Source organism: Streptomyces sp. NBC_01012 (assembly GCF_045162755.1).
Lineage (GTDB): Bacteria > Actinomycetota > Actinomycetes > Streptomycetales > Streptomycetaceae > Streptomyces.
Window position 1 is genome coordinate 1,503,201 of sequence record NZ_CP108688.1, and the last position, 23,014, is coordinate 1,526,214.

The window sequence follows — 23,014 nt, forward strand, 5'->3', positions numbered from 1 at the left end:
AGCACAATGTCGAACCGCTTCACTCCCACCCCGGCGGACAGGTTCACCTTCGGTCTGTGGACCGTGGGCTGGCGTGGCAATGACCCGTTCGGTGACGCGACGCGTCCGGCGCTGGATCCGGTGGAGTCGGTGGAGCGGCTCGCGGAGCTCGGTGCGCACGGTGTGACGTTCCATGACGACGACCTGATCCCGTTCGGGTCCTCCGAGGCCGAGCGTGCCCGGCTGATCGGCCGGTTCAAGGACGCCCTGGAACGGACCGGGATGAAGGTCCCGATGGCCACGACGAATCTGTTCACCCACCCGGTGTTCAAGGACGGCGGGTTCACCTCCAACGACCGTGACGTGCGGCGTTTCGCGCTGCGCAAGGTCATCCGCAACATCGATCTGGCCGCCGAGCTCGGCGCGAGCACGTATGTGGCCTGGGGCGGGCGTGAGGGCGCCGAGTCCGGTGGTGCCAAGGATGTGCGGGTGGCTCTGGACCGGATGAAGGAGGCCTTCGACCTGCTGGGCGACTACGTCACCGAGCAGGGCTACGACCTGCGGTTCGCGATCGAGCCCAAGCCCAACGAGCCCCGCGGCGACATCCTCCTGCCCACGATCGGACACGCCCTGGCCTTCATCGAGCGCCTGGAGCGCCCCGAGATGGTCGGTGTGAACCCCGAGACCGGACACGAGCAGATGGCCGGCCTGAACTTCCCCCACGGCATCGCCCAGGCCCTGTGGTCGGGCAAGCTCTTCCACCTCGACCTCAACGGCCAGTCCGGCATCAAGTACGACCAGGACTTCCGCTTCGGCGCCGGAGACCTGCGCCAGGCCTTCTGGCTCGTCGACCTCCTGGAGACCGCCGGCTACGACGGCTCGCTCCACTTCGACTTCAAGCCCGTGCGCACCGACGGCATCGACGGGGTCTGGGAGTCCGCGAAGAACTGCATGCGCAACTACCTCATCCTCAAGGAACGCGCAGCCGCCTTCCGCGCCGACCCCGCGGTCCAGGAAGCCCTGACCGCCTCCCGCCTCCACGAACTCGCCCGGCCCACCGCCGACGACGGCCTCAAGGCCCTGCTCGCCGACCGGTCCGCCTACGAGGACTTCGACGCCAACACCGCCGCGGAACGCTCCATGGCCTTCGAAGCACTCGACCAGCTCGCCATGGAACACCTCCTCAACGTCCGCTGACCCACCCACCGGGGTGCCCACCCGAACACAGGGCACCCCGGGCACCACCCCCTCCGTGACACCGCCGGAACCGCGCAGGGGTTGACGAAGAGGCCGTGGGAGCGTTCCCATGGGCCCCGGCCCCCCTCTCACCGCAAGGGCACCACCGTGACAGAACCTTCCCCGGACGGACGGCCAGGGCGCGGCAGCCGCCGCACCAGGCGGATCGTCGTTCCTCTCACCGTCGTCTCCGCAGTCGTCGCCGGCACCGTTCTTTCGGGGTGCGTCCAGCAGCGGGACGAGGACGTCTACACCGTCATGAACTCCTCGACCGACGAGTCGTACCACCGCTGGGACGGTGACACCCTCAAGCGCTGCAGCAAGCAGCTCGGGGTCACCATCGAGCAGCAGAGCGTGCCTGCCTCACAGCTGATGACGAAGGCGCTGCGCATGGCGTCGTCGAAGTCGCTGCCCGACGTCCTTCAGCTGGACGCGTCCGAGATGCCGACCTTCGCCGAGGCCGGCGGGCTGATCCCGCTGAAGGACCTCGGGCTGACCACGACGGACATCCCCGAGGGGATCGTCGACTTCGGCTCGTTCGACGGGAAGTACTACGGGGCCGCGCGCACGGTGAACACCCTGGCGCTGTTCTACAACAAGGACACGCTCGACAAGGCCGGCCTGGAGGTGCCCACCACCTGGGCCGAGATGCAGTCGACCGCCAAGAAGCTGACCCAGGGCAAGCGGTACGGCCTGGCGCTGAGCGCGGGCGGCGCGGAGGACGGCGTCTTCCAGTTCACCCCGTTCATGTGGTCCAACGGCGGCGACGAGTCGAAGCTCGACACCCCTGAGGTCGCCGGGGCGCTGGACTACTGGAAGGCGCTCCTGAAGGACGGCTCGCTCTCCAAGTCCACGGTCAACTGGACCCAGGCGGACGTGAACGACCAGTTCATGGCCGGCAACGCGGCCATGATGATCAACGGCCCGTGGCAGGTCGAGACCCTGAACACCAAGAAGGGGCTCAACTGGGGCATGGCCGAGATCCCGGTCCCCAAGGCCGGCGACGACTCGGTCGGGCCGCTGGGCGGCGGTGTGCTCACCGTGCCCAACACGGGCGACACCGAGCGCGAGAAGATGTCCGGCAAGATCATCGGCTGTATGTCGGGCGAGCAGGAGGAGATCTCCTACGCCATCAACAGCTGGATGGTCCCCGCCAACACCAAGGCGGCCGACATCTGGCGGAAGAAGACCCCCGAGCTGGCGGCGCTGGCCGACCAGGTCGCCACGGCCCGCTCCCGCACCGCGAAGGTCGGCGCGCAGTGGTCGTCCGTGTCGCTCGCGCTGCAGAGCGCCTTCCAGTCCGCACTCACCGGCCAATCCAGCGAGGCCGCTCTGAAGCGTGCCCAGCAGCAGGTCACGAGCGGGAACTGAGGTAACGAACCATGTCATCCACCACAGCCTCGGCCTCCGCGCTGCCGGCCGGCCCGAAGGCCCCGACGACCGGTGCGGCCGGTTCGGTCGGCAAGCCGGTGAACCCGCGTAACGCCAAGCGGCGCAGGACGCTCGCCCAGTGGGGGTTCATCGCCCCCGCCGTGATCTTCATGGCGCTGTTCTTCGGCTACCCGCTCGTCCGCAACATCGTGATGAGCTTCCAGGACTACTCGCCGTCCACGTTCTTCACCGGCGAGGCGCCGTTCAACGGCTTCGACAACTGGAGCAACGTCTTCAACGACGGGCTGTTCGGCAAGGCCCTGTGGCAGACGATCCTGTTCACCGTCGGATCGCTCGTCGGCCAGTTCTGCATCGGCCTCGCCCTCGCCGTCTTCTTCACCCGCCGCTTCCCGCTGAACGGGATCCTGCGCTCGCTGATCCTGCTGCCGTGGCTGGTACCGATGGTCGTCTCCGGCATCGTGTGGCGGCGCATCTTCGACCAGGACACCGGTGTCCTCAACTCCTTCCTCGGCACCGTCGGCCTCCCCGGTGACACGCCCTGGCTGACGAGCACCAGCATGGCGCTGATCTCGGTGATCCTGGTCAACATCTGGATCGGCATCCCGTTCAACATGGTGATCCTCTACGGCGGCCTCCAGGAGGTCCCCAGGGAGCTGAACGAGGCCGCCGCTCTCGACGGCGCGTCCGCCTGGCGTACGTTCCGCTCGGTCACCCTGCCGATGCTCAAGCCCGTCATCACCGTGGTGCTGGTGCTCGGCTTCATGTCGACGGTCAAGATCCTCGACCTGGTCCTCGCCCTCACCGACGGCGGGCCCGCCGACTCCACGCAGACGCTCGGCACGCTCACGTACCAGAACTCCTTCGTCCAGATGGACTTCGGTGCCGGTGCCGTGGTCGGCAACATCCTGATCCTGATCTCCGCCGTCTTCGCGGTGTTCTACCTGCGGGTCAACCGCAACGAGGGGAAGTGACCGGCATGGCGACCACCACCCAGATCCCCGCCGCCCCGGCTCCCGCCGTCCACCGGCCCAAGCGCCGCTGGGGTGCGACCGTCTTCGGCGTCGTCGTCCTCGCGGTCATGCTGTTCCCGCTGTACTGGATGATCAACACCGCGCTGCAGCCGGACGCCAGCCTGGTCGAGGTGGGCCCCGTCCCGACCGGCTTCGACTTCTCCGGCTTCACATCGGCGATCACCGAGCAGGGCACCAACCTGCTGACCTCGCTGGCCGTGGCGCTCGGCGCCGTGGCCATCTGTCTGGCGATCTCCGCGCCCGCGGCGTACGGCTTGGCACAGTTCAAGCTGCGTGGCAGCAAGACCATCGTCTTCGGCACGCTCATCACGCAGATGGTGCCGGGCATCGTCATCGCGAACGCCCTGTACAGCGCGTACGTGGACCTCGGCCTGGTCAACTCCTACTTCGGCCTGATGCTGGCGGACGCCTCGCTCGGCATCCCCTTCGCGATCGTCCTGATGCGGTCGTTCATGGTGTCGATCCCGCGCGAGGTCATCGAGGCCGCCGAGGTGGACGGCGCGGGCCGTATCCGTACGTTCGTCCAGGTCGTCCTGCCGATGAGCCGCAACTCGCTGATCACCGCCGGGCTGTTCTCGTTCCTGTACGCGTGGAGCGACTTCATGTTCGCGCTCACGCTGAACACCACGGACGACGTCAAGCCGATCACCCTGGGCATCTACCAGTACATCGGCGCGCACGTCGGCGACTGGGGCTCGGTCATGGCCGCCTCGGTGCTCTCGGCGGTGCCCGCCGCCGTCCTCCTCGTCCTGTCCCAGAAGTACATCGCTGCCGGAATCACCGGCGGCTCCGTCAAGTAAGGGTTTCCATGAGTGACTTCCCCGTCTTCCCGCCCGGATTCGTCTTCGGCGCGGCCACGGCCTCCTACCAGATCGAGGGTGCCGTGGAGGAGGACGGCCGCGGCCCGTCCATCTGGGACACCTACAGCCACCTGCCCGGCAGGACGGACGGTGGAGACACGGGTGACGTCGCCTGCGACCACTACCACCGCTACCCCGAGGACGTGGCGCTGCTGCGCGACCTGGGCGTGGAGTCCTACCGCTTCTCCGTCGCCTGGTCCCGCATCCAGCCCACGGGCAGCGGGGCGGTCAACGCCAAGGGCCTGGACTTCTACTCCCGGCTCGTCGACTCGCTCCTCGAAGCGGGCATCGAGCCGGCCGCCACCCTCTACCACTGGGACCTGCCGCAGGCCCTGGAGGACCAGGGCGGCTGGCGGGTGCGCGAGACGGCGGAGCGCTTCGGCGAGTACACCGCGATCATGGCCGAGCACCTGGGCGACCGGGTGCCGCGCTGGATCACCCTCAACGAGCCGTGGTGCAGCGCCTTCCTCGGCTACTCCGTGGGCCGGCACGCGCCGGGCGCCAAGGAGGGCCGGGGGGCGCTGGCCGCCGCCCACCACCTCCTGGTCGGCCACGGCCACGCGATGAGCGCGCTGCGCGCGGCGGGTGTCCGCGAGGCGGGCATCACGCTCAACCTGGACCGCAACGTCCCGGCCACCGAGTCGGACGCCGATCTCGCCGCGGTCGTACGCGCGGACACCCAGCACAACCTGGTGTGGACGGAGCCGATCCTCGCCGGCCGCTACCCGGCCACCGAGGAGGAGACCTGGGGCGAGCTGATCACCGGCCAGGACTTCCGCCGCGAGGGCGACCTGGAGCTGATCTCCCAGCCGATGGACTTCCTCGGCATCAACTACTACCGGCCGATCGTCGTCGCCGCCGCCCCGCACCGCGAGGCGGACCCGTCGCTGCGCGTGGCGACGGACAACCGTTACGCGGAGGGGAGCTACCCGGACGTCCGCAGGACGGCCATGGGCTGGCCGGTCGTGCCGGAGTCGTTCACCGATCTGCTGACGGTGCTGAAGCAGACGTACGGCGACGCACTGCCTCCGGTGCACATCACGGAGAACGGCTCGGCTGAGTTCGACAGCGTCGAGGCCGACGGTTCCGTCCACGACGCCGACCGGGTGACGTATCTGCGGGACCATCTGACGGCGCTCCGGGCGGCCATGGACGCCGGTGTCGACGTACGCGGCTATTACGTGTGGTCGCTGCTGGACAACTTCGAGTGGGCGCTGGGCTATGCGAAGCGGTTCGGGATCATCCGGGTCGACTACGACACCCTGGAGCGCACCCCGAAGGACAGCTACCGCTGGTATCAGCAGCTGATCGCCGCACACAAGGCCTGATCACCTGGTCCTGTGCCCGGAGCGGGGGCGTACGCGTGCACGAGGGCGCGTACGTCCCCGCTCCGCGTTTCGCGGGCGGTCACGGATCCTCACGGATCCGGGTGCGGCGCGACGAAGGCCCGCAGGAGAGGACGGTCGTCCCCTCGGCGGGTGGCCAGGAAGATCCGGCTCACGGTGGGAGGCCCTTCGAGCTCGATTCGGCGGGCACCCGCGGGGAGCAGCGTCGTGACGCTGTACGGAGCGACGCTGACCCCGCGGCCGGCCGCGACGAACATGAGGATGGTGTGCCAGTCCGAGTGTTCCTGCGCGACCCGTACGTCGACGCCGGCCTGCCGGAACGGCCGCGTGTTCAGGTCGAACGCCCGGGGGCCCGCCGCACGCGGGAACAGGATCAGCGGATCAGCGGCGAGCGCCCCTGCGTTCACCTGGTCCCCGTCGGCGGCGGGGTGCGTCGCGGGGACGACGGCGACGAGCCGTTCCGAAGCCAGGAGCACGAGATCGATGGCGTCGCGCTCCTCGGGGTCCCGCACGATCCCGATGTCGGCGGTGCCACGCTCCAGTGCCGCCAGGACATCGGTGGTGAAGCCGTCGTGCAGGGCGACCTGGACCTCGGGGCGGCGCCGGGAGAACGCGCGGAGGTGCTCGCTGACGATCTCGGTGGCGGAGGTGATGAAGGCGATGTCCAGGCGGCCGGCTTCACCGCGCCCGATACGGCCGGCCTCGTCGAGGTCGGCCGCCAGCCGGTCCAGCAGGCTCCGGGCCCTCGGCCGGAACGCCGCGCCCGCTTCCGTGAGCCGGACACTGCGGGAGGTCCGTCGGAACAGCTCGGCGCCGACGATCTTCTCCAGCCGCCTGATCTGCTGGGACAGGGCGGGCTGGGCGATGTGCAGCCGCTGGGCGGCACGGCCGAAGTGCAGTTCCTCCGCCAGAGCCAGAAAGTACCGCAGGTGGCGAAGTTCGATGCGGTGATCCATAAGCTGATCTTATCGATGGGCACTGGGCCTAGTATTGGACATATCGGTGCGTGGGGCCGGAGGCTGAGGGGAGCCACATCGGAAAGGTGATCCGTCCCATGCCGCATGCCTCCACCTCCGACTCCTCCGCCGACTCGATCCTGGTCTCCTCGATCGCCTCGCAGAGTGACGCCGACGCGTTCCGGGCGCTCAACGAGGAGTGGATCTCGCGCCTGTTCACCCTTCAGGCGGAGGACCGGGCCGTACTCGGGGATCCGTCCGGCCGCATCGTGGGCCCCGGCGGCGACGTGCTCATGGCGCGCGAGCCGGACAGCGGCACGGTGATCGGCTGCGTCGCGCTGCTGGCCTATCCGGATGGTGTGTTCGAGCTGGCGAAGATGGCCGTGGCTCCCGCCGCACAGGGCCGCGGCATCGGCCGCCTGCTCGTCGCAGCGGCGATCGACCGGACCCGGACACTGGGCGGTGCGCGGCTGTTCCTCGGCACGAACAGCAGGCTGACGCCCGCCCTTCACCTCTACGAGGACGCGGGCTTCGTGAGGATCGCCCGCGACCGTCTCCCGGTGGCCGACTACTACGCCCGCGCCGATGTCCTCATGGAGCTGGATCTCGGCCGGAGCGCTCCGTGATCAGTCCTCCGCGTCACGGACCAGGAGCGCGATCTGTACCCGGTTCTCGACCGCCAGCTTGGCGAACAGGCTGCCGGTGTGGGCCTTGACCGTCGCAACGGTGATGCGCAGCCGCTCGGCGATCTGCGGATTGCCCAGTCCGTCCGCGATGGCCCGGGCGGTCTCCCGCTCCCGTTCGGTCAGCGCGGACAGCCGCTCGCGCGCGGCCTCGCGGGAGCGGTCACGGGTGTGCGAGGACGTCGGTCCCGTGGCCGCGGCGATCACCCGTGCCGTCGCCGCGGGGGACAGCACGGGGTTGCCGTCCGCGACGGTCCGCACCGCGTCGAGGATGCGTGAGGGCGGAGTGTCCTTGAGGACGAAGCCGAGCGCCCCGGCGGCCAGCGCCCCGAGCACCAGGCCGTCGGAGTCGAAGGTGGTCAGCATCAGTACGTGCGGTGGCGCCGGTCTGGTGAGCAGCTCCCGGGTCGTCTCCAGACCGTCCCGGCCAGGCATCCGTACGTCCATCAGCACCACATCGGGCCGCTGTTCGTCCACCACGGCGAGCGCCGCGTTCCCGTCGGCCGCCTCCGCCACGACGGTCAGGTCCGGTTCGCCGTCGATGATGAGCCGCAGGGCCATGCGCACCAGTTGCTCGTCGTCGACGATGACGACGCGTACGGGACCGTGTCGGTCTTCCACTCATGCGCTCTTTTCGTGGCTGTGGGCGGGGCTGTGGGCGGGGCTGTCCGGCCAGGGCAGCCGTGCGGTGAGAACGTACCCGCCCTCGGGCGTGGGGCGGTGGTCGAGTTCGCCTCCCGCGAGAGTGATCCGTTCGCCGAGGCCCAGCAGACCGAAGCCGGAGGCCGGTGGCCGTGCGGCGTGTCGCAGGGAGGCCGGTCCGTTGCGGACGCCGATGCCGAAGGTGCCGCCGGCGGCACCGTCGAGGGTGACCCGCACGACCGCGCCGGGTGCGTGCTTGGCCGCGTTGGTCAGCGCTTCCTGGACGATCCGGTAGCAGGTGCGTCCGACGCCGTCGGGCGGGATTCCGGTCACGGCGTCGGTGAGTCTGATGTCGAGGCCCGAGGCGCGTGCGTCGGCCACCAGGTCGGGGACCCGGTCGAGCGAGGGCTGCGGAGGTTCCGGCCGGCCGGGGTCGGCCCGGAGCACGCCGAGGACCTCCCGCAGCTCTTCCAGTGCCTGGTGGGAGCTCTCGGCGATGCTGCGGACCAGGATGCGGTCCTCGTCGGCCGAGAGGTCGTCGCGGTGGTCGAGCACCCCGGCCTGCATCGCGACCAGGGAGATGCGGTGCGCGAGGACGTCGTGCATCTCGCGGGCGATCCGGTTGCGCTCCAGGGCCCGTGCCTGCGCCGCCCGCGCGCTCTGCTCCCGCTCCGCGCTCTCCGCCCGCTCCCGCAGGGACCGCAGCTCGACCCGCCGCGCCCCGGCCGCCATGCCGACGGCCACCGCGATCCCGGCGGTGGCCGCAGGCACCACGACCTGGATCCACCACAAGGTGTCGGTCGAACCGTCCACCGGATACACCCTGTTGGCGAACTGTGTCGCTGCCACATAGGCCAAGGTGACGGCCCCGATCTCCACCGCGCGGCGGCGGGTGCCGACCGAGCACAGGGCCAGCAGCGCGGCGCCGGTGGCGAGAGCCGACACCGTCGAGGCGACCGTGACCGCCAGGGCGATGGCCAGGGGCCACCGGCGCCGCCACAGGAGCACCGTCAGACAGCCCAGGGCCACCAGCGGGTCACCGACGAGGATCCAGGAGCCCGGGCCGCCGGGCCTGTGCCGCATCAGCGCGAGGGTCGTGAGCCAGATCGGCAGGCTCACGACCACAGCCACCATGAGCCGCCAGGCCTGCTGCCACAGCCCGAGCCGCGGCGAAACGTCCGTGTTCACCGGTCCATTGTCGCCACATCGTGCGTCCGGTGGATCAGCCCGAGGGTTGATACGCCTTGGACCCAGGTCCAAGGCGCACCTCTCCCCCGGTAGGAGCCGGTGCGGTCCGCCGGGCCGATGCGCCGGCCCGCCCCTGGTGAACAGACTCGTCCGCGTACCGGTAAAGCCCTCACAGGAGGACACCACATGCGCAGAAGTCTGTCCCTCGCTCTCACCGCCGCCGCTCTGACGGTGACCGCTCTTCCGGCGTCGGCGGCCACGGCGACGCCCATACCGAGCACCCTGCGGTGGGGCCCGTGCCCCGAGGGAGCGTCCGCGCCCCGTCTGGAGTGCTCGACGCTCGAAGTCCCGCTGGACCACAGCGATCCGGGAGGCCGTCAGATCGAGATCGCCGTCTCCCGGCTGCCGAGCGAGAAGCCGTCGCAGCGGCGCGGCGTCCTGCTGACCAACCCGGGTGGCCCGGGCGGCTCGGGGCTGACGTACCCGGCCGTCCTCGCCGCTTCGAAGCTGCCGCAGAAGGTGCTGGACTCCTACGACATCATCGGGTTCGACCCGCGTGGTGTCGGCCGCAGTACGCCGGTGACCTGCGACCTGACCGAGGAGCAGCAGCAGCGCGGCAACTTCCCGCCGTACGCGCACACCGCGGCCGACGTCACGCGGGAGGCCGGGTACGCGCGGAAGATCGCCGAACAGTGCCGGAACTCGTCGACGGCGTGGATGCTGCCGCACACCACCACCGCGAACACGGCGCGCGACATGGACCTCCTCCGGACGGCCCTGGGCGAGCCGAAGGTGTCGTACCTCGGCGCCTCCTACGGGAGTTACCTCGGCGCGGTCTACACGACGCTGTTCCCGGGGCGCGGCGACCGGATCGTGCTCGACAGCAACATGGGCCCCGGCGGCTACGACGCCACGGCCATGCGGTTGTTCGCCCGCGGGATGGAGGACCGCTTCCCCGACTTCGCCGCGTTCGCCTCCCAGCACCCCGAGTACGGGCTCGGCTCCACGCCGGAGCAGGTCACCGCCACGTTCTACGAGCTCGTGGAGCGGCTGGACGAGAAGCCGGTGCAGGGCGTCGACGGGATCGCGTTCCGCGGGTACACCTTCGAGCAGCTCTACGTCGATGCCTTGATGCCCCAGCTCGCCGAGTTCTGGCAGGCCATCGACACGGGCGGGGAGCTGCCGCTCCCGGAGCAGACACCGACCGCGGACGTCGAGAACCTGCTGGCCTCGCGTTTCGCCGTGGTCTGCGGTGACTCGCGCTGGCCGGGCACGGTCCGGGAGTACCAGCGCAACGTCGCCGTCGACCGGCTGAGGTATCCGATGCTGGGCGGCTCCACGGCGAGCATCAACCCCTGCGCGTTCTGGCCGCGGGAGCGGACCGAACCGCCGGTGCGCATCACCGGCCGGGGACCGTCGAACGTGCTGATGGTGCAGAACGAGCGCGACCCGGGCACGCCGCTGGCGGGCGCCCGGGAGCTGCGGCGGGCCCTCGGAAAGCGGGCCACGATGGTGACGGCCGACCAGGGCGGCCACGGTGTCTACCCGTTCAGCGGCAACACGTGTGCCAAGGACGCGACGACGACGTTCCTGACCACCGGTGAACGCCCCGCGCATGACCTCGCCTGCGCGGCGGAACCGGGCGAGTGAGCGAGTGACAGGGCCCCGGAGGCGCCGTCAGCGCAGGGCGTGCGCCGCCGGGTTCTCCAGCACCTCGTGCACCACACGGGCCGCCGCGCCCCGTGCCGCATCTCCGGAGACGGACGAGGCGCGGAGCCGGCTGCCCTTCTCGTGCCAGCGGCCCGACACCACCCGCGCCGCGAGCTGGGCGTCCGCCGGCCCCTCCAGCCAGGGCATCAGACCGCGGTAGATCCCGCCGAGCACGACGGCCTCCGGGTCGAAGAGGTTCACCGCGCCGGCCAGCACCACACCCATCCGGTCCCCCGCGGTCCGCAGGGCCCCCAGGGCCCGCTCCTGGCCTTCGGCGGCCCGCCGCTCCAGCTCGGCGATGCCCCGCGCACCGGGGCCCGGGTCGATCCCTGCGGCCCGCAGCAGGGCCGCCCGGCCGGCGTACTGCTCCAGGCAGCCGTGCGCGCCGCACCGGCACAGGGGGCCCTGCGGGTCGACGACGACATGCCCGATCTCACCGGCGAACCCATGGGCGCCCCGCAGCATTTCGCCGTTGACGACCAGCGCGCCGCCCACGCCGATCTCACCGGTGAGATAGAGGAAGGTGCGTACGCCGCCGAGTCCCCCGAACCACAGCTCGGCCAGGGCCGCCAGATTGGCCTCGTTGTCGGAACCGACGGCCAGCGCCCGCCCAGCAGGGCGCAGGGTGCTGAGCGCCTGCCCGAAGATGCCCTCGGCCGCGACCCTGCTCCAGCCGAGGTTGGGGGCCTGCCGGACGACACCGCCGGAGACGAGACCGGGCAGCGCCAGCTCGACGCCGACCACCCGCAGTTCCTGCTCCCTGGTCGAGGCGATGACCCTGTTCGTGAGGCGGGCGGCGTGGGCCAGGACGTCGGCGGGCGGGACGTTCCGGTGGTCGGTGTGCTCGGTGACGCGGACCCGGTCGGTGCCGGTGAGGTCCACGGCGCACACGGAGACGTAATCGATGTTGATCTCCACACCGAGCCCCGCGGGCCCCGTGCGGGAGAGCTTGAGCACGGTCCCGGGGCGGCCGGCCGATCCGCTGGAGGTCTTGCCCGACTCGCCGATGCAGCCCAGCGCGAGCAGCTCCTCGACGAGCGAGGAGACGGCAGCCCTGGTGAGCCCCACCAGGCTCGCCACCCGGGCCCGGGTGACCTCACCCTCGTCGCGGACGGTCCGCAGGACCAGGCTCAGGTTGTGACGCCGCACGGAGTCGTGTCCGGCCTTGGCCGCCGGCGAGGTGAGGGTGTTCTTCATGAGGCCCCGAGCCTAAGCGACGTACGCCCCCATCAGCGGCGTAGCGCCTGCCCGGGCCGGGTCCGGGACTGGTCAGGCACCCCACAGCCAGGAGCCGACGGCGGCCGATGCGACGAGCTCGCCCAGGCCGAAGGCGACCGGGACGGGCACCAGCAGGAACACGCCGGTGCGCACCAGGGCCGGCGCGACGACCGGTACCGCGTCGTAGGGACCGCCGGTGGTGGGGAAATCACGCCAGCGCAGGACCTCCCCGGAACTGGACGCCCAGAAGAAGAGCCCGGTCAGCAGGAGGACCGCGCCGGCCAGGAGCCCCAGGAAAGCGGTCGCCTCCAGGAGGTCGACGCGGACGTCGTGTTCCCGGACGACGAACGCGGCGACGGCCAGGCAGACTGCCGCCCCCAGTCCGTACGCCGCCCCGCGTGCCACGACCTCGCCCAGTCGCAGACGCGGTTCGAGCACCCCGTCCTCGCTCCTGCTCACCCTGCTCATGACCGCCCCCCTGCCCGCCGTGTGTCAGCGCCGCACCGCACAGTAGCAACGGCGAAGGGCCGCACCCCAGGGTGCGGCCCTCGCTCACTTCGCGGTGCCTCTACTTGCGGATGAGGCTGCGCAGCACGTACTGCAGGATGCCGCCGTTGCGGTAGTAGTCCGCCTCGCCGGGGGTGTCGATGCGGACGACGCCGTCGAACTCCACACCGGTGTCGGTGGTGACCTTGACCGTGGTGGGCGTGGTGCCGTTGTTCAGCTCGGTGACGCCGGCGAAGGAGAAGGCCTCCTCACCGGTGAGGCCCAGCGACTCGGCGGTGTGGCCCTCGGGGAACTGCAGCGGGAGGACGCCCATGCCGATGAGGTTCGAGCGGTGGATGCGCTCGTAGGACTCGGCGATGACGGCCCTGACGCCCAGGAGCGCGGTGCCCTTGGCCGCCCAGTCACGGGACGAGCCGGAGCCGTACTCCTTGCCCGCCAGGATGACCAGCGGGGTGCCGGCGGCCTGGTAGTTCTGCGAGGCGTCGTAGATGAACGACACCGGAGCAGCGTCAGCAGTCGCGGCCTGGGTGAAGTCGCGGGTGTAGCCGCCCTCGGTGCCCGGCGCGATCTGGTTGCGCAGGCGGATGTTGGCGAACGTGCCGCGGATCATGACCTCGTGGTTACCACGGCGCGAGCCGTAGGAGTTGAAGTCACGGCGCTCGATGCCGTGCTCCGTGAGGTACTTGCCGGCCGGGGTGTCGGCCTTGATCGCACCGGCCGGGGAGATGTGGTCGGTGGTGACCGAGTCGCCCAGCTTGGCCAGGACACGCGCGCCGGTGATGTCCTCGACCGGGCTCGTCTCCATGGTCATGCCCTCGAAGTACGGGGGCTTGCGCACGTAGGTGGACTCGGAGTCCCACTCGAAGGTGTTGCCGGTCGGGATCGGCAGCGCCTGCCACTGGGCGTCACCCGCGAAGACGTCCTGGTAGGACTTGTTGAACATGTCCTCGCCGATGGCGTTCGCCACGACGTCGTTGACCTCGGCCTCGGTCGGCCAGATGTCCTCGAGGTGGACGGGCTTGCCGTCCTGGTCGACGCCGAGGGCGTCCTTGGTGATGTCGACCTTCATCGAGCCGGCCAGCGCGTACGCGACGACCAGCGGCGGGGACGCCAGGTAGTTCATCTTGACGTCGGGGTTGATCCGGCCCTCGAAGTTACGGTTGCCGGAGAGCACCGAGGTGACGGCCAGGTCGTGGTCGTTGACCGCCTTGGAGACCTCGTCCGGCAGCGGGCCGGAGTTGCCGATGCAGGTGGTGCAGCCGTAGCCGACGAGGTTGAAGCCGACCTTGTCGAGGTACGGGGTCAGGCCCGCCTTGTCGAAGTAGTCGGTGACGACCTTGGAGCCCGGGGCGAGGGTGGTCTTGACCCACGGCTTGCGGGTCAGGCCCTTCTCGACCGCCTTCTTCGCCACGAGCGCCGCGGCGACCATGACGTACGGGTTCGAGGTGTTGGTGCAGGAGGTGATCGCGGCGACGGTGACGGCGCCGTGGTCCAGCTCGTACGTCGTGCCGTCGGGGGCGGTGACGGGGACCGGGTTCGTCGGGACGCCGTTGGAGGCGGCCGGGGAGTCGGAGGCCGGGAAGGACTCCTTGCCCGCCTCCTCGTCGTCCACGACGTAGTTGCGTACGTCCTGGGCGAACTGCGCCTTGGCGTTCGCGAGGACGATGCGGTCCTGCGGGCGCTTCGGGCCGGCGATGGAGGGGACGACCGTGGAGAGGTCGAGCTCCAGCTTCTCGGAGAAGTCGGGCTCGGCGGCCGGGTCGAGCCAGAGGCCTTGCTCCTTGGCGTACGCCTCGACGAGCGCGACCTGCTGCGCGTCACGGCCGGTCAGACGCAGGTACTTCAGCGTCTCGTCGTCGATCGGGAAGATCGCGGCGGTGGAGCCGAACTCCGGCGACATGTTGCCGATGGTGGCGCGGTTGGCGAGGGAGGTGGCGGCGACGCCCTCACCGTAGAACTCGACGAACTTGCCGACGACGCCGTGCTTACGGAGCATCTCGGTGATCGTCAGCACGAGGTCGGTGGCGGTGGTGCCGGCCGGGAGCTCGCCGGTCAGCTTGAAGCCGACGACGCGCGGGATGAGCATGGAGACCGGCTGGCCGAGCATCGCGGCCTCGGCCTCGATGCCGCCGACGCCCCAGCCCAGCACGCCGAGGCCGTTGACCATGGTGGTGTGCGAGTCGGTGCCGACGAGGGTGTCGGGGTACGCCTGGCCACCCCGGACCATGACCGTGCGGGCCAGGTGCTCGATGTTGACCTGGTGGACGATGCCGGTGCCCGGGGGGACGACCTTGAACTCGTCGAAGGCGGTCTGGCCCCAGCGCAGGAACTGGTAGCGCTCCCGGTTACGGCCGTACTCCAGCTCGACGTTCTGCGCGAACGCGTCGTTGGTGCCGAACTTGTCGGCGATGACAGAGTGGTCGATGACCAGCTCGGCCGGGGCCAGCGGGTTGATCTTCGCCGGGTCGCCGCCGAGCTCCTTGACGGCCTCACGCATGGTCGCGAGGTCCACGACACACGGGACACCCGTGAAGTCCTGCATGATCACGCGGGCCGGCGTGAACTGGATCTCCTGGCTGGGCTGGGCCTGCGAGTCCCACCCGCCCAGCGCCCGGATGTGGTCGGCGGTGATGTTCGCGCCGTCCTCGGTGCGGAGCAGGTTCTCCAGCAGCACCTTCAGGCTGTAAGGGAGGCGCGCGGAGCCCTCGACCTTGTCCAGCTTGAAGATCTCGTACGACTCGTCGCCCACCTGCAGCGTGCTGCGGGCGTCGAAGCTGTTCGCCGACACGACAGTCTCCTTCTTCGATGTGCGCGTACAACCGATCCGCGCCTCATGTGCGGCCGGCGCCGCCTGCGGCCCCCACGATCCGCTAAGGTAAGGATTAGTTAGGTAACCCTTACCGAGCGGCGGCTGCGGTGCGCCTCGGCAGATATCTCGATGTCGAGATAACTCTAGTACATCACCGCCGCCCGGTCATGCCCGGGCGCCCCTATCCGCGCCCATCCGGCTCAGACGTTCACCCCGCGATCTGACCCCTCACCCGATCGGTCGAGTCCCGCACGCGAACTCGCCGGGCGCGTCCGACCCTTCATACAGGCGCCCGACAGAGGCCCCGGCACCGGGCCGCCACTCGAACCCCACACCCCCCGCACGATCGCCATCTCATATCTGAGATAGCGTGCAGCCATGGAAGACGACTACCTCGCACGTATCGGCAAGCTCATCCGTGACGCCCGTCAGCACCGTGGCTGGACACAGACCCAGCTCGCCGACGCGCTGGCCACGAGCCAGAGCGCGGTCAATCGCATCGAGCGTGGCAACCAGAACATCAGCCTTGAGATGATCGCCCGCATCGGTGAGGCCCTCGACAGCGAGATCGTGTCGATCGGTTACGCCGGACCCATGCATCTGCGTGTGGTCGGCGGCCGTCGCCTCTCGGGCTCCATCGACGTCAAGACGAGCAAGAACGCGTGCGTCGCGCTGCTCTGCGGCTCCCTGCTCAACAAGGGCCGCACCGTGCTGCGCCGGGTCGCCCGCATCGAGGAGGTCTTCCGGCTCCTCGAGGTCCTCAACTCCATCGGCGTACGCACCCGCTGGATCAACGACGGCGTCGACCTGGAGATCCTGCCGCCCGCGCAGCTCGAGCTGGAGGCCATCGACGCGGACGCCGCCCGCCGGACCCGCTCCATCATCATGTTCCTCGGCCCGCTGCTGCACCGCATGGACAGCTTCACCCTGCCGTACGCCGGCGGCTGCGACCTCGGCACGCGCACGATCGAGCCGCACATGATCGCGCTGCGCCGCTTCGGCCTGGAGATCGCGGCGACCGACGGGCTGTACCACGCGCAGGTCGACCACGAGGTCCGGCCGGGACGCCCCATCGTGCTGACCGAGCGCGGCGACACGGTGACCGAGAACGCCCTGCTGGCCGCCGCCCGGCACGACGGCACGACGGTCATCCGTAACGCCTCCTCCAACTACATGGTCCAGGACCTCTGCTTCTTCCTGGAGGCGCTCGGCGTACGCGTCGACGGCGTCGGGACGACGACCCTCACGGTGCACGGGGTGCCGGAGATCGACGTGGATGTCGACTACTCCCCCTCCGAGGACCCGGTCGAGGCGATGAGCCTGCTGGCCGCCGCGGTGGTGACGGAGTCCGAGCTGACGATCCGCCGGGTCCCGATCGAGTTCCTGGAGATCGAGCTCGCGGTCCTGGAGGAGATGGGCGTCGACTGCGACAGGACCCCGGAGTACGCCGCCGACAACGCCCGGACCCGGCTGGTGGACCTGACGGTCCGGCCCTCCAAGCTGGAGGCGCCCATCGACAAGATCCACCCGATGCCCTTCCCCGGGCTCAACATCGACAACGTGCCGTTCTTCGCGGCGATCGCCGCATCCGCGCACGGCCAGACCCTGATCCACGACTGGGTCTACGACAACCGCGCGATCTACCTCACCGACCTCAACCGCCTCGGCGGCAGGCTGCAACTCCTGGACCCGCACCGCGTCCTGGTCGAGGGCCCGACCCGCTGGCGCGCCGCCGAGATGATGTGCCCGCCCGCGCTGCGTCCCGCGGTGGTGGTGCTGCTGGCGATGATGGCGGCCGAGGGCACCTCCGTGCTCCGCAACGTCTACGTCATCAACCGGGGTTACGAGGAGCTGGCGGAGCGGCTGAACTCGGTGGGCGCGCAGATCGAGATCTTCCGGGACATCTGAAAGCCTGCAAAAATGGCACCGTCACACCCCTTCTGACCTGCACAAATGCGAGTCGAGGTGGGGTGTGACGGAGTCCCTGGGACTTTTCTGGGACTTTGAACCAGGAGCGACAGCTCCTGTGCACCGCCCTCTTCACGTGATGAGCCATCCATCGAAGATGTCGGCTCCGGCGAGGCCCCTTAAGCGCAGTTCAGAGCCCATTTGGCGGCCCGCTTACCGTCTGCGGGCGTCCGGACCGTCACGGCCGACTGCCACACCTCCTCTGTGGAAGGGAGACTCGGCGTGCGTCACCGGCCCGGGCCGTGCGGTGCGGGGCCCGTCAGCAGGCATAGGTGTACCCCGACCCGGCGGCGGGGCAGTGCGTGCCGGATCCGGGGTGACGCGTGCCGTGGTGCAGCCCAGCACGGCCCGCAAGCTGCGCGCACATCACCTAAGCCCGCCAGTTAGGGCTGGTCAAGCTCCTGGTCGACGGGCCCACGGTGGAGATCCTTGCCGATGCCGACTACCAGGGCCTGGGCACCCTTCTTGCCGGTGGCCGGGTGGTGACACCACCGCACCGCAAGTTCAAGAAGAACGCCCCGGACTGGTACGAGGAGATGCACGAACGCCAGTGCAAGGCACACTCCTCACGCCGTATCCGGGTCGAGCACGGCATCGCCCATCTGAAGAACTGGCGGGCCCTGGCCCGCCACCTCCGCCGCCGCGAGCACATGAGCGACACCATCCAAGCGGTCGCCGGCCTGCTGTCTCACCAGCAGACCGTGGACCTGAAGCCGACACGGCAGACGTGAACCCAGGTCACACCGAAGCTCGCGACGTCTCACCGCCTACCGTGCACGAGCTCGTCAGGCGTCGCGACAGAGCCGGAATCATCTCCGTTGACGATGCCGGCGGCCGCCAAGTCGCGTCGTGAGCGGAGCCCCAGCTTGGCGAACACGTTGGATAGGTGATGCCCGACGGTGCGGTCGCTGATCCGCAGACGGGCCCCGATCTCCCGGTTGGTCAGATCGTCGGCGGCAAGCTGGGCAACCCGGCGTTCCTGTGCCGTCAGCGTTGCCATGGCCGTGCCGACGGCAGTGGCACGGCGTGCGGGTGCCATGATCAGACGCTGCTCACGCCGGGTCCGCTCGAGCATCGGGTGCGCTCCCAGTGCGTGGAACGTCTCGGCAGCGGCGTCGAGCTGCTGGCGGGCGTCTCGGCGCCGCCGCTGTCGCCGCAACCACTCGCCGTAGAGCAGACGGGCCCGTGCGTGGTCGAACGGGCGCCGGGACGCACCGGGCACGTCCAGCGCCGCCCGGTAGGACCGTTCGGCGGCGGGTTCGTCCAGCAGTGCGCGTGCCAGGTGCGCTGCGCTGTGAATCTCGCCCAGTGCGCGCCGGTGCGCCGTACCCAGGCGTCGAGCGCCTCGGCGCGGCGCTGGCCGATCTCCGGCCGCCGCGCGTGCACGGCCGCCTCGATCGTGTCCAGGCTTGCCAGCAGAGCGACGATCGGATGTGCTGCCTCGTGCCCGTGCTCGTCCAAGCGGGCGAGCAGGTCGAGTGCAGCATCGGCGCGACCGGCCGCCAGAGCGGCCATTCCACGGTTCCAGTGGGCCGAGGCGCTGACCGCACGGTCGCGGCGCGGCCCGGCCAGCTGCAGGGTCCGAACGGTCAGATGGTCGACGCTGCGGCCGTCACCGCGGGCGGCGGCGAGCCACCCGAGGCAGTTCCGGCACTCCGCAGCGATGTGCTCGGCACCGATCCGCTCGGCCGACGCCAGCCCCTCGGCCGCGGCGTCCTCCGCAGCGCCCCACCGGCCCGCGGCGATGTCGAGTCGCGCGATCCGAGCCAGCGCCGCAGCAAGCGAGGTGCCATCGGCGTGACGGCGGTGCCTGCGGACAAGGGCGTGCACGGCATCGGCGAGTGGCTCGTCGAGGCCCCACGCCAGTCCGAGCGGCGACGTCGGGAGCAGCTGCGACTCCACCCGGGAGATGTGCGCCATGACGTCGCTGAGTTCTGCCGGCGACGCTGCCCGTGCCGGGTCCGTCGCTGGCCCCCACCACGCCCGGACGATCGGGAGGACGTCGGGCAGCCCAGGGGTCGTCAGCCCCGCGAGACGGGTGAGGGTCTCGCCGACGAGGTCGTCGCGGGCCGCGGACCAGGCACCGACTGCTGGAAGGCCGCCCGGGACTCCGACATGGAATCCAAGGAAGCCTGGCTCGCCGCCAAGCGCCCCGAGGAACAGCAGGCTGCCGAGCAGTTCGACATGCCGCCGCACGAAGGGCCCGAGCGGGCCCTCGCCTGGGGCGAGCGCTCCCGTCACCAGTTCGTCACCGCCGCGTACAGCGTGCTGGTGAGCGAGGGCTTCTCCGTCACGTCCTGCGTGTTGAGTTGAGGGCCGACGGGCCCTGTCGCCACTGTTCTAACGCACGTCTCAACGGCCAGTTCGAACTCGACATGAAAAATCACCTCAAGGGCGCCGTCGCCAGTCCTCGGATGGCGCCCATTCGCGGAGATTGACTACGCCCTCCACGAAGCCCATCGGCTCCCAGACCACAACACTGATGCGGATTGCCCCTGGTGGCCGTGTCTCGTGGACATTCAGCGTCAGTTCGCGCCCATAGGGGCTCCTCTACTTGACGGCGGTGACCTTGCGTAGGGCGGCCTGCGCGGCCCAGTAGCCCGACATGCCGTGTGCACCGGCTCCTGGGGGCGTGGCGGCCGAACAGATGAAGATGCCGTCGACCCCGGTGGCGTAGGGGTGCAGAGTCACGCGGGGGCGGAACACGAGCTGCAATGGGTCGTTGGAGCCCGACACGATGTCGCCGCCGACGTAGTTGGCGTTCTTGCGGGACATCTCGGTGGTACTGCACACGGCCGTACCGCGGATGCGGTCGCGGAAGCCGGGGGCGAAGCGTTCGATCTGGGCGGCGATTGCCTCCGTCGCGTCCCCGGTGTAGCCGGCCGGTACGTGGGCGTAGGTGTAGAACGGGTGCACACCGTCGGCGGACCGCGACGGGTCGGCGACGTACTGCTGCGCGGCCAGGACGAATGGCCGGTCCGGCATGCGGCCACGGGCGACAGACGCTTCGGCTGACGCGATCTCCTCGAACGTTCCACCGACGTGCACCGTGCCGGCTTGTCGGCTCGGCTCGTGCGTCCACGGCACACCGCCCTCGACGGCGAAGTCGACCTTGAAGACGCCCGGACCGTGGCGGTAGGCACCGTACGCGCGCGCGACGTGCCGTGGGAGCCGGTCACCGATGATGTCGGCCGCGGCGCCGGGGGCGGTGTCGAGCATGACGACGTCGACGGGTCCAAGCTCGTCGACGCTGGTGACGGTGCGGCCGGTCTCGAACAGCACGCCCCGCTGCTTCGCCGCGGCGATCATCGCCGTGGAGATGGCGGCTGAGCCGCCCACGGCGGCACCCCAGCCGTAGCGGTGGGCGGCGGTGCCGAGCGCTACGCCGATTGCCGAGGACGCGAGGGTGTCGAGCGGGCGGAAGGCGTGCGCGGCGAGTCCGGCGAGCAGAGCGCGGGCCTCGTCCTGGTGCCAGCGCCGGGCCAGGAGCGATGCGGGCTGCCCGGCGTACAGCCCGAAACGGGCGAGGTGGAGCGGATGCCTGGGGACGTGGAGCACCGGCTGGAGGAACTCGTCGGCGATCGTGTCGAACCGGTCATCCAACGACCCGAACACGCGGGTCCAGGTGCGGCCGTCGCGCTCGCCGAGGCCGCGGCCGGTCTTCCCGATGGATCGGTAGGCGGCGGCGCCGCGGCCATGGTCGAGCGGGTGGGAGTACTGCACGGGCGGCTCCGCCCACGACAAGCCGTGCTCGGCGAGGTCGAACGCCTTGGAGAACCGAGTGGCGATCGCCAGGGGATGGATGGCCGCGCACACGTCGTGGACGAGGCCGGGAAGGGTCAGTTCCGCCGAGCGCGTGCCGCCCCCCAAGGTGTCGGCGGCCTCGATGACGCGCACGCGAATCCCGGCGTCGGCCAGGACGAGGGCGGCTGCGAGGCCGTTGGGGCCGCTGCCGACGACGACAGCAGTCGTCACGGCCTTTCCTCGTCCCGGCCCATGGCTGATGTGCCCGTCGGCGCGAGGGTAGCGCGCAGTCGCGGCTTGTCGAACTTGCTGACGGAGTTCTTCGGCACATCGTCGACGAAGGTCACCGAGGTCGGCAGCTTGAACTTCGCGATGCGCTGCGTCAGGAACGCGACGACTTCGTCCTCGTCGAGGGACGCGCCATCCTTCAGGGCGACGAACGCGACGGGCTCCTCGCCCATGACGGGGTGGGGGCGGCCGACGACCGCGGCTTCGAGGACGGCGGGGTGTGCGTGGATGGCGTGCTCGATCTCCTGGGGGTAGATGTTCTCGCCGCCGCGGATGATCATGTCTTTGACCCGGTCGACGATCCGCAGGTAGCCGTCCTCGTCGAGGATGCCGACGTCGCCGGTGTGCAGCCAGCCGTCTTTGAGGGCCTGGGCGGTCTCCTGGGGCCGGTTGAGGTAGCCGCGCATCACGGTGGGCCCCTGGATGACGATCTCGCCGCGCTCGCCGGGCGGCACCAGGGTGCCGTCGGGGGCCATGACGGCGACCCTCTGGCCGGGGAGGGCGACGCCGACCGTTCCGGGCTTGCGGACACCGTTCAGCGGATTGCTCGTCGAGGCGCAGGTGCCCTCGGAGAGCCCGTAACCCTCGATGAGCACCACGCCGAAGCGGTGCTCGATCCGGCCGATGAGATCGGCCGGCATCGGTGCCGCTCCGCAGGCGACGAAGCGCAGCGAGCTGGTGTCCGGCTCGATCTCCGCGGGCAGGTTCGCGAGCATCGTGTAGATCGCTGGAACTCCGGAGCAGTAGGTGGGACGCACGGTCTCCAAGGTCGTGAAGAAGGTCTGCGGGTTGAAGCGGCGGGCGATGGTCGCCTGCCCGCCCGCGCGTAGCGGCGACAGCACGCTGACCACGATGCCGTTCACGTGGAACAGCGGCAGGATCAGCAGGCTGTGGTCGCGCTCGTCGAGCTCCAGCGACTCGACCATGGTTCCCGTCATGGCGTCGAGGTTGGCGTGGGTGAGCTCGACACCCTTGGGGTATCCGGTGGTGCCGCTCGTGTAGACGAGCAGGGCCAGGTCGTCGAGGTCCGGCTCGGCCGCGTCCACGCCGATTCCATCGCCGGGCGAGGTGAGGTCCTCGGGCATGAGCGTCGTGACGCCCTTCAGCGCAAGGCCGTCGTGGGTGACCAGCACGCGCGAGCTGGAGTCGACGACCTGATATTCGGCCTCAGCATCGGCCAAGGCGGGGTTCACCGGTGTGACGACGGCGCCGAGGCGCCAGGCGGCGAACAGCGAGACCACGAGGTCCACGCGGTTCGGCAATCGGACGGCGACCACCGCACCGCGAGCCACGCCGTGGGCCGCCAGCACGCGGGACGCGGCCTCAACTCGCGCCGCGAATGCCTCGTTGGTGAGCGTGCCGACGGCCTCGTCGGACAGGCACGGACTGTCGGGCCGGGCGTCGGCCCGCCGTGAGGGAAGAGATGCGAGGTGCATGGCACGTCCTTGGAGGAATCG

Annotated in this window: 19 protein-coding genes and 1 pseudogene; 10 read left to right on the plus strand and 10 right to left on the minus strand. The window is 70.2% G+C overall.

Annotation, left to right across the window (positions count from 1 at the left end; translation table 11 throughout):
• Positions 1 to 6 precede the first annotated feature (6 nt).
• The 5 genes from xylA (at position 7) to OG623_RS06505 (ending at position 5,826) form a co-directional block, all read left to right on the plus strand.
• Positions 7 to 1,176, plus strand: coding sequence for a xylose isomerase (gene xylA / locus OG623_RS06485; protein WP_406145117.1), 1,170 nt, complete (start codon positions 7 to 9; stop codon positions 1,174 to 1,176).
• A 147-nt stretch (positions 1,177 to 1,323) separates the two neighbouring features.
• Positions 1,324 to 2,586, plus strand: a complete 1,263-nt coding sequence (locus OG623_RS06490; protein WP_406145119.1) for an ABC transporter substrate-binding protein — start codon at positions 1,324 to 1,326, stop codon at positions 2,584 to 2,586.
• Between the two features lie 11 nt (positions 2,587 to 2,597).
• Positions 2,598 to 3,578 (plus strand): carbohydrate ABC transporter permease, encoded by a 981-nt coding sequence (locus OG623_RS06495; protein WP_406145121.1) that lies wholly within the window; start codon positions 2,598 to 2,600, stop codon positions 3,576 to 3,578.
• A 5-nt stretch (positions 3,579 to 3,583) separates the two neighbouring features.
• Positions 3,584 to 4,438 (plus strand): carbohydrate ABC transporter permease, encoded by an 855-nt coding sequence (locus OG623_RS06500; RefSeq protein WP_406145123.1) that lies wholly within the window; start codon positions 3,584 to 3,586, stop codon positions 4,436 to 4,438.
• Positions 4,439 to 4,446: 8 nt separating this feature from the next.
• Complete coding sequence (locus OG623_RS06505; protein WP_406145125.1) at positions 4,447 to 5,826, plus strand: GH1 family beta-glucosidase; 1,380 nt, start codon at positions 4,447 to 4,449, stop codon at positions 5,824 to 5,826.
• An 89-nt stretch (positions 5,827 to 5,915) separates the two neighbouring features.
• On the opposite strand, the gene OG623_RS06510 is transcribed toward OG623_RS06505, so the two are convergent.
• Positions 5,916 to 6,800, minus strand: coding sequence for a LysR family transcriptional regulator (locus OG623_RS06510; RefSeq protein ID WP_406145127.1), 885 nt, complete (start codon positions 6,798 to 6,800; stop codon positions 5,916 to 5,918).
• Between the two features lie 98 nt (positions 6,801 to 6,898).
• Here OG623_RS06510 and OG623_RS06515 point away from each other — a divergent pair, with 98 nt between their 5' ends.
• Positions 6,899 to 7,426, plus strand: coding sequence for a GNAT family N-acetyltransferase (locus OG623_RS06515; RefSeq protein ID WP_406145129.1), 528 nt, complete (start codon positions 6,899 to 6,901; stop codon positions 7,424 to 7,426).
• Here the strand turns inward: OG623_RS06515 and OG623_RS06520 are convergent, their stop codons facing one another.
• Together OG623_RS06520 and OG623_RS06525 are read right to left on the minus strand one after the other, a co-directional pair.
• Complete coding sequence (locus OG623_RS06520) at positions 7,427 to 8,104, minus strand: response regulator (RefSeq protein ID WP_406145131.1); 678 nt, start codon at positions 8,102 to 8,104, stop codon at positions 7,427 to 7,429.
• Entirely contained in the window at positions 8,105 to 9,259 is a 1,155-nt protein-coding gene (locus tag OG623_RS06525; RefSeq protein ID WP_406151700.1) for a sensor histidine kinase, read from the minus strand.
• 240 nt (positions 9,260 to 9,499) lie between these two features.
• Here OG623_RS06525 and OG623_RS06530 point away from each other — a divergent pair, with 240 nt between their 5' ends.
• Complete coding sequence (locus tag OG623_RS06530) at positions 9,500 to 10,963, plus strand: alpha/beta hydrolase (RefSeq protein WP_406145132.1); 1,464 nt, start codon at positions 9,500 to 9,502, stop codon at positions 10,961 to 10,963.
• Between the two features lie 27 nt (positions 10,964 to 10,990).
• On the opposite strand, the gene OG623_RS06535 is transcribed toward OG623_RS06530, so the two are convergent.
• The 3 genes from OG623_RS06535 to acnA form a co-directional block, all read right to left on the minus strand.
• Positions 10,991 to 12,220: an ROK family protein gene (locus tag OG623_RS06535; RefSeq protein ID WP_406145134.1), complete on the minus strand. Its 1,230-nt coding sequence runs from the start codon at positions 12,218 to 12,220 to the stop codon at positions 10,991 to 10,993.
• A 72-nt stretch (positions 12,221 to 12,292) separates the two neighbouring features.
• Positions 12,293 to 12,709, minus strand: coding sequence for a DUF6336 family protein (locus OG623_RS06540; RefSeq protein WP_406145136.1), 417 nt, complete (start codon positions 12,707 to 12,709; stop codon positions 12,293 to 12,295).
• Positions 12,710 to 12,809: 100 nt separating this feature from the next.
• Positions 12,810 to 15,536, minus strand: a complete 2,727-nt coding sequence (gene acnA / locus OG623_RS06545; RefSeq protein WP_406145137.1) for an aconitate hydratase AcnA — start codon at positions 15,534 to 15,536, stop codon at positions 12,810 to 12,812.
• Positions 15,537 to 15,935: 399 nt separating this feature from the next.
• Between acnA and OG623_RS06550 the strand changes: the two genes are divergently transcribed.
• Both OG623_RS06550 and OG623_RS06555 read left to right on the plus strand, forming a co-directional pair.
• Entirely contained in the window at positions 15,936 to 17,465 is a 1,530-nt protein-coding gene (locus OG623_RS06550) for a helix-turn-helix domain-containing protein (protein WP_406145139.1), read from the plus strand.
• Between the two features lie 479 nt (positions 17,466 to 17,944).
• Positions 17,945 to 18,256 carry a transposase family protein gene (locus OG623_RS06555; RefSeq protein WP_406145141.1) on the plus strand — a complete coding sequence of 104 codons (312 nt, stop codon included), beginning with the start codon at positions 17,945 to 17,947 and terminating at the stop codon, positions 18,254 to 18,256.
• Positions 18,257 to 18,285: 29 nt separating this feature from the next.
• Here OG623_RS06555 and OG623_RS06560 read toward each other — a convergent pair whose 3' ends face one another.
• Positions 18,286 to 18,564 (minus strand): helix-turn-helix transcriptional regulator, encoded by a 279-nt coding sequence (locus OG623_RS06560; protein ID WP_406145142.1) that lies wholly within the window; start codon positions 18,562 to 18,564, stop codon positions 18,286 to 18,288.
• Positions 18,565 to 18,566: 2 nt separating this feature from the next.
• Entirely contained in the window at positions 18,567 to 19,445 is an 879-nt protein-coding gene (locus OG623_RS06565) for a hypothetical protein (RefSeq protein ID WP_406145144.1), read from the minus strand.
• 162 nt (positions 19,446 to 19,607) lie between these two features.
• Between OG623_RS06565 and OG623_RS06570 the strand changes: the two are divergent.
• Positions 19,608 to 19,808, plus strand: a pseudogene (locus tag OG623_RS06570) (hypothetical protein); the annotation flags it as partial.
• Between the two features lie 267 nt (positions 19,809 to 20,075).
• Here the strand turns inward: OG623_RS06570 and OG623_RS06575 are convergent.
• Together OG623_RS06575 and OG623_RS06580 are read right to left on the minus strand one after the other, a co-directional pair.
• On the minus strand, positions 20,076 to 21,500 hold the full coding sequence (locus OG623_RS06575) for a phytoene desaturase family protein (RefSeq protein WP_406145146.1): 1,425 nt from the start codon (positions 21,498 to 21,500) through the stop codon (positions 20,076 to 20,078).
• A complete protein-coding gene (locus tag OG623_RS06580) occupies positions 21,497 to 22,993 on the minus strand; it encodes a class I adenylate-forming enzyme family protein (protein ID WP_406145147.1) in 1,497 nt (498 codons plus the stop codon). Before OG623_RS06580 ends, OG623_RS06575 begins: the two co-directional genes overlap by 4 nt.
• Positions 22,994 to 23,014: the final 21 nt, after the last annotated feature.

Coding starts and splice junctions, on each gene's coding strand:
- xylA (WP_406145117.1), top strand. CDS start 7: ATGTCGAACCGCTTCACTCCCACCCCGGCGGACAGGTTCACCTTCGGT.
- OG623_RS06495 (WP_406145121.1), top strand. CDS start 2,598: ATGTCATCCACCACAGCCTCGGCCTCCGCGCTGCCGGCCGGCCCGAAG.
- OG623_RS06500 (WP_406145123.1), top strand. CDS start 3,584: ATGGCGACCACCACCCAGATCCCCGCCGCCCCGGCTCCCGCCGTCCAC.
- OG623_RS06505 (WP_406145125.1), top strand. CDS start 4,447: ATGAGTGACTTCCCCGTCTTCCCGCCCGGATTCGTCTTCGGCGCGGCC.
- OG623_RS06510 (WP_406145127.1), bottom strand. CDS start 6,800: ATGGATCACCGCATCGAACTTCGCCACCTGCGGTACTTTCTGGCTCTG.
- OG623_RS06515 (WP_406145129.1), top strand. CDS start 6,899: ATGCCGCATGCCTCCACCTCCGACTCCTCCGCCGACTCGATCCTGGTC.
- OG623_RS06525 (WP_406151700.1), bottom strand. CDS start 9,259: ATGGTGGCTGTGGTCGTGAGCCTGCCGATCTGGCTCACGACCCTCGCG.
- OG623_RS06530 (WP_406145132.1), top strand. CDS start 9,500: ATGCGCAGAAGTCTGTCCCTCGCTCTCACCGCCGCCGCTCTGACGGTG.
- OG623_RS06535 (WP_406145134.1), bottom strand. CDS start 12,220: ATGAAGAACACCCTCACCTCGCCGGCGGCCAAGGCCGGACACGACTCC.
- OG623_RS06540 (WP_406145136.1), bottom strand. CDS start 12,709: ATGAGCAGGGTGAGCAGGAGCGAGGACGGGGTGCTCGAACCGCGTCTG.
- OG623_RS06550 (WP_406145139.1), top strand. CDS start 15,936: ATGGAAGACGACTACCTCGCACGTATCGGCAAGCTCATCCGTGACGCC.
- OG623_RS06560 (WP_406145142.1), bottom strand. CDS start 18,564: ATGGCACCCGCACGCCGTGCCACTGCCGTCGGCACGGCCATGGCAACG.
- OG623_RS06565 (WP_406145144.1), bottom strand. CDS start 19,445: ATGGCGCACATCTCCCGGGTGGAGTCGCAGCTGCTCCCGACGTCGCCG.
- OG623_RS06580 (WP_406145147.1), bottom strand. CDS start 22,993: ATGCACCTCGCATCTCTTCCCTCACGGCGGGCCGACGCCCGGCCCGAC.